This window comes from Streptomyces sp. NPDC005485, assembly GCF_040606085.1.
In the GTDB taxonomy this organism is placed as follows: domain Bacteria; phylum Actinomycetota; class Actinomycetes; order Streptomycetales; family Streptomycetaceae; genus Streptomyces.
This window is the reverse complement of sequence record NZ_JBEXDZ010000281.1, coordinates 1-5,556: the sequence shown is the minus strand read 5'-3', so window position 1 is coordinate 5,556 and position 5,556 is coordinate 1. Positions and strand designations below refer to the sequence as shown.

At 72.8% G+C, this 5,556-nt stretch carries 3 protein-coding genes and 1 pseudogene; 3 read left to right on the top strand and 1 reads right to left on the bottom strand.

From position 1 onward, the window contains the following. Positions 1 to 383 precede the first annotated feature (383 nt). The gene (locus tag ABZS97_RS43260; RefSeq protein WP_356149256.1) at positions 384 to 1,832 is read left to right on the top strand and encodes an NAD(P)/FAD-dependent oxidoreductase; all 1,449 of its coding nucleotides are present in this window, start codon (positions 384 to 386) and stop codon (positions 1,830 to 1,832) included. Positions 1,833 to 1,884: 52 nt separating this feature from the next. On the opposite strand, the gene ABZS97_RS43255 is transcribed toward ABZS97_RS43260, so the two are convergent. Beyond that, positions 1,885 to 3,324, bottom strand: a complete 1,440-nt coding sequence (locus ABZS97_RS43255; RefSeq protein ID WP_356149253.1) for a regulator — start codon at positions 3,322 to 3,324, stop codon at positions 1,885 to 1,887. Between the two features lie 267 nt (positions 3,325 to 3,591). Between ABZS97_RS43255 and lipB the strand changes: the two genes are divergently transcribed. After that, the gene (gene lipB, locus ABZS97_RS43250; protein WP_356149250.1) at positions 3,592 to 4,389 is read left to right on the top strand and encodes a lipoyl(octanoyl) transferase LipB; all 798 of its coding nucleotides are present in this window, start codon (positions 3,592 to 3,594) and stop codon (positions 4,387 to 4,389) included. Between the two features lie 115 nt (positions 4,390 to 4,504). Next, positions 4,505 to 5,440, top strand: a pseudogene (gene lipA / locus ABZS97_RS43245) (lipoyl synthase); the annotation flags it as partial. Positions 5,441 to 5,556: the final 116 nt, after the last annotated feature.

The window sequence follows — 5,556 nt, the reverse complement described above, 5'->3', positions numbered from 1 at the left end:
CTGCCCGTCGCGTAGCAGGCCCCCAGCCAAGCTTCGCCGTGCTCGACCCCGGGCAGTACGCCCACGCGGCGACGGGCAAGACGTACCGGCACGGACCCGACCCACCCACCGACCCCCACGCGAACGGCGCCCACGCCAGCAGACGGCACGGACCCGACCCACAACGAACCCCCCTGCGATGGGCGCCCCGCCAGCACACGCGCCCCGGCATGCCCCCATGCCATCCCCCCGCGCGGCTCCCGCCGCCACCCCCCGCGCCTACCCTCGTCCCGAACTCGGGTATTCCGGAAGCCCGTTTGGGGCATGACGCCCCCACCGGCCGCGCAACCTCGAGGAGGGGCAACGTGCTAGAGCCCGCACGCCAGGCGGACCACACGAAGCGCATGGAGCACACGGGCCACGTCGAGATCAGGGAGATCCCGAACGACGTGGACGTGGTGATCGTAGGGGCCGGAGTCGCCGGACTCGCGGCCGCCCACCATCTGACCAGGGCGGGCCTGAGGGTCACGGTCCTGGAGGCTGCCCCACACGTGGGGGGCCGTATGTCGACGGAGAAGGTGGACGGCTTCCGGCTCGACCGGATAGGCCAGTTGCTCTTCACGTCGTACCCCGAACTGCGCTGCACCCCAGGACTGGACGCCCTGACCCTGCGCCCGTTCTCCCCGGGCGTCCTCCTGCACAGCGACGGCCGCCACCACCACGTCGGCGCCCCCACCCCGCCCCGCACCCCCCGGAGCTCCCGGAGCACAAGGGGCGCATTCACCGCCGCACGCGCCCTCGCAAGCGCCCCCCGCCTGCCTCTGCCCCGACCCCAGTCCGGCCCTGCGGGCCCGGGCCCAGGATCGGGATCGGGTCCGATACCGGGCCTGGGCTCAGGCCCGGGCCCGGTGGGCGGCCCCACCGACCGCGCCCGCCTCACCACCGCCCTGTCCCGCCTCGCCGCGACCCCACCCCGCCGCCTGCGCTCACGCCCGGACCTCCCCGCCTCCGAGGCACTGACGGGCCGCGGTTTCCCGCCCCGGGCGATCGACGGCTTCCTGCGCCCCCTCCTGGCCGCGCTGCTCTGCGACCCGTCGCTGCGGACGTCCAGCCGCGTCGCCGACCTGGCCCTGCACGCCTTCGCGACGGGCCGGCTCTGTCTGCCGGAGGGCGGCGCCGACACGCTCCCGGAGCTCCTCGCGACCGCGCTGCCGCCGGGGACCGTCCACACGGGCGTCCAGGTCACGGCGGTCTCCACCACCGCCGTCACCACCCGCGACCACGGCGAACTCACCTGCCGGGCCCTGCTGCTGGCGACCGGGGCACGCGCCGCCGCCCGCCTCCTGCCGGGCCTGCGGGTGCCGGGCTTCCACCCGGTGACGGTGCTGCACCACACCACGGACGAGCCGCCGCTGACCGACCCCGCGTTGCTCCTGGACGCCGATCGGGGCGGCCCGGTGGCGCACACCGCGGTGGTGAGCCAGGTCGACCCGACGCGGGCGCCCGCGGGCCGGGTGCTGATCTCCTCGACGGTGCTGGGCACTCCCCCGGCGGCCGCACACCTGGACGCGGCGGTCCGCGCCCAACTGGCCCGCCTCTACGGGACGTCGACCAAACGCTGGGAGCTTCTCGCGGTGCACCAGGACCCGGAGGCGGTGCCGGCAATGCCCCCGCCGCACGACCTGCGCCGTCCGGTACGGCTCCTGGCCGGCCTGTACGTCTGCGGCGACCACCGCGACACGAGCACCGTGCAGGGCGCGCTCCACTCGGGCCGCCGGGCCGCCCACGCCCTGCTCACGGACGTGGGCGCGCGCCCGGCGTTCCTGGAGGAAGTCCTGGAACCCGCCGCGTGAACACGAGGCGTGGGCGCCGGAGCCGCAGCCGGAGTGGACGTCGGCGCCGGCGTCAGCCGAGCGCCGCCACCCGGTCCCGGTACCCCCGCACCGGCGCCGCGTCACGGTAGGGCTCAAGCCGCCGCTCGAAGTCCCGTACGTACTCGATCGCCCGTACCGACCGCATCTCCGCAGCCTGGGCGGCGGCCTCCGCCCCCAGCTGGCAGGCCTGGTCGAGTTCGCCGAGTCCGAGCCGGGCCGAGGCGAGGACGACCCGGCAGAACAGCCGGCTGCGCGCGTACGCGGGCGCGCGCAGCTGCAGCGAGCGCTCGGCGTGCTGGGCCGCGGCCCGGTACTGCTGGAGGTCGCGGTGGCAGTGCCCGAAGTCGTCGGCGAGCTGTGCCTCGTCGAAGCACCGGGCCCAGTACGGGACTTCGTCGCCGGTCCGGGAGGTCTCCAGGGCCCGTTCGGCGCGTACCAGGGAGGCCGTACAGGCCCGCACCTCCCCCAGCACGCCGTGCCCGCGCGCCTCCGCGGAGTGCAGCAGCGCCTGCACGACGGGCGGCACCGCTGATCCGACGCCCTGCTGGGCGACGCGGGCGAGCTGCACGGCCTCTCGGCCGTGGCCGAGATAGACGGCCTGGCGGCTCATGGTGACGAGGACGTACGAGCCGTACGCCCGGTCTCCGGCGGCCTGGGAGAGCCGCAGTGCCTGAACGTAGTACCGCTGGGCGAGCCCGTGCGCGGCGATGTCGTACGAGGTCCAGCCGGCCAGCCGGGTGAGGTCGGCGGCGGCGGCGAACAGCCGCCGCCCGGTCTGCTCGCCGTAGGTGCCGCGCAGCATCGGTTCGGCCTCGTGCTCCAGGTAGCGGACGAGGGCCTGGCGGGCGTGGCCGCCGCCGTAGGCGTGATCGAGGGTGCGGAACAGCTCGCCCACCGAGCGCAGGGCGGCGATGTCGCCGCCGGTGACCTTCTGGCCGGGCCCGCGCTCGGTCTGGTGGCGCTGGCGGGGCACGACGGGCCGCCCCTGCGGGGGGACGCGCACGGTCGTGGTGTCGCCGCGGCTGACGCGGTCGTCGGCGCGGCCGATGAGCCAGTCCCGGCTGGGCACGACGAGCCCGGCCGGGGTGAAGGCGATCTTGCGGAGTTCGGCGTGGCTGCCGGAGTCCTTGCGCCACAGGCCGCTGACGATGTCGACGGCCTCCTCGGGGGTCGCGGCGAACTCCAGGCCCGCGTAGACGGGCGCACATGCGTCGAGCCCGAGGTCGAGCGCCGTGAGCCGGCGGCCGAGTCTGCGGGTGAAGACCTCGGCGATGAGCGCGGGTGTCGTGCCTCTGGGCTGCTGTCCGCGCAGCCACCGGGTGACGGAGGTCTTGTCGTATCTGAGATCCAGGCCGTGTTCCAGGCCGAGCTGGTCCACGCGACGGGCGAGACCTGCGTTGGAGAACCCCGCTTCTGCGATGAGCGCGGCGAGCTGACGGTTGGGCGTGCGCTGCGCGGGTCGTTCCGTCATCTGCGGTGCGGTCTCCTGCCTTCCAGGCACACTGGGTGCCCGGATTGCCTAGTGAGCAGCCCTTATGGCCTCGTGAACGGCGCGAATGTAGCGGAGCGTAAGCAGGCGATCGCACATTTCGACGTTCATTCATCCGATCGTGTGAGGATTGGCCGCGGGGCTGACGTGAATCGGCCGGACGTACAGTGGCTTGGGCGCGTTACGTGCCTGACGCAGGCACCGCGTGCCTGCCGTGTGCGTGAGGAAGCTTCAAGGGAGGCGCTTGCCGTGAGTGAGCTGCGGTTCGTCCGCATGGGATTCGGTGCCGAGGCCGTGGAGTACCAGGAGGCGTGGGACGAGCAGCGCCGGGTGCACGCCGCCCGATTCCTGGACGAGGTTCCCGACACCTGCCTGCTGCTCGAGCACCCGCCGGTCTACACGGCGGGCCGGCGCACCGCGGACGACGAACGCCCGCTGGACGGCACCCCCGTGATCGACGTGGACCGCGGCGGCAAGATCACCTGGCACGGCCCGGGCCAGCTGGTGGGCTACCCCATCCAGAAGCTGCCGCGCCCGGTGGACGTCGTAGCACATGTACGACGTCTGGAAGAGGCGCTTATCCGTACGTGTGCGGAGTTCGGCGTGGAGACCTCCCGGGTCGAGGGCCGCAGCGGGGTGTGGGTGCTCGGAGATCCGGTGGAGCAGCGGCCGTCCCTCGGCGGACTCTCCCTCGACTTCGACCCGCGGCTGACGGACGAGGAGTTCGACCCGCGGATGAACGGCCCGGAGTACGCGCCGTCCAACGCGGGCCAGCGCCGCGAGGACCGCAAGGTCGCCGCGATCGGCATCCGGGTCGCCAAGGGCGTCACGATGCACGGCTTCGCGCTGAACGTGAACCCGGACAACGTCTGGTTCGACCGCATCATCCCGTGCGGCATCCGCGACGCGGGAGTGGCGTCCCTCGCCGGCGAGCTGGGCCGCGACCTCACCATCGGCGAGGTCCTGCCGGTGGCCGAGAGGCATCTGCAGGACGTCCTGGAGCACGCGGACCTGAAGCCGCGCGAGATCGAGCGCGCCTCGGCCTGACCTCCGGCACCCGGGGAATGTACCCCCGGAGCCGAAGGTTGCCCGGACGCAGGGTCGGAAACAGCACGGGCGTACCCTGGTGTACGCCGACGAATCGAAGTTACAGGGAGCCGATGTGTCCGCAGTCGCACCCGACGGACGCAAGATGCTGCGCCTGGAGGTCAGGAACGCCCAGACCCCCATCGAGCGCAAGCCCGAGTGGATCAAGACCCGGGCGAAAATGGGTCCCGAGTACACGAAGATGCAGAGCCTCGTGAAGAGCGAGGGCCTGCACACGGTCTGCCAGGAGGCGGGCTGTCCCAACATCTACGAGTGCTGGGAAGACCGCGAGGCCACCTTCCTCATCGGCGGGGACCAGTGCACCCGGCGCTGCGACTTCTGCCAGATCGACACGGGCAAGCCCGAGGCACTGGACCGCGACGAGCCGCGCCGCGTGGGCGAGTCCGTCGTCACGATGGACCTGAACTACGCCACGATCACGGGCGTCGCGCGTGACGACCTGGAGGACGGCGGCGCCTGGCTGTACGCGGAGACGGTCCGCCAGATCCACGCGCAGACGGCGGGCCGCGAGGCCGGCCGCACCAAGGTCGAACTGCTCGCCCCCGACTTCAACGCCGAGCCCGAGCAGCTGGCCGAGGTCTTCTCCTCGCGCCCGGAGGTCTTCGCGCACAACGTGGAGACGGTGCCGCGGATCTTCAAGCGCATCCGCCCCGGCTTCCGCTACGAGCGCTCGCTGAAGGTCATCACCGAGGCCCGCGACTACGGTCTGGTCACGAAGTCGAACCTGATCCTCGGCATGGGCGAGACCCGCGAGGAGATCAGCGAGGCGCTGCAGCAGCTGCACGACGCGGGCTGCGAGCTCATCACGATCACGCAGTACCTGCGCCCGACCGTGCGCCACCACCCCGTGGAGCGCTGGGTCAAGCCGCACGAGTTCGTGGAGCTGAAGGAGGAGGCCGAGGAGATCGGCTTCTCCGGTGTGATGTCGGGCCCGCTGGTCCGCTCCTCGTACCGCGCCGGGCGGCTCTATCAGATGGCGGTCGAGAAGCGCGGCACGTACGTCGCCTCACATGCCGGGCCCTCGGAGAGGCCGAAGCGGTGCGAGACCACGGACTCCGGGGTGATCCGGCCCGCTTGGGCGAGGGCGATCAGGGCGGGGAGTTCATA

What these genes read in the sequence shown, in the direction of transcription:
- ABZS97_RS43260 (WP_356149256.1), top strand. Translation starts at nt 384, where the DNA reads ATGGAGCACACGGGCCACGTCGAGATCAGGGAGATCCCGAACGACGTG.
- ABZS97_RS43255 (WP_356149253.1), bottom strand. Translation starts at nt 3,324, where the DNA reads ATGACGGAACGACCCGCGCAGCGCACGCCCAACCGTCAGCTCGCCGCG.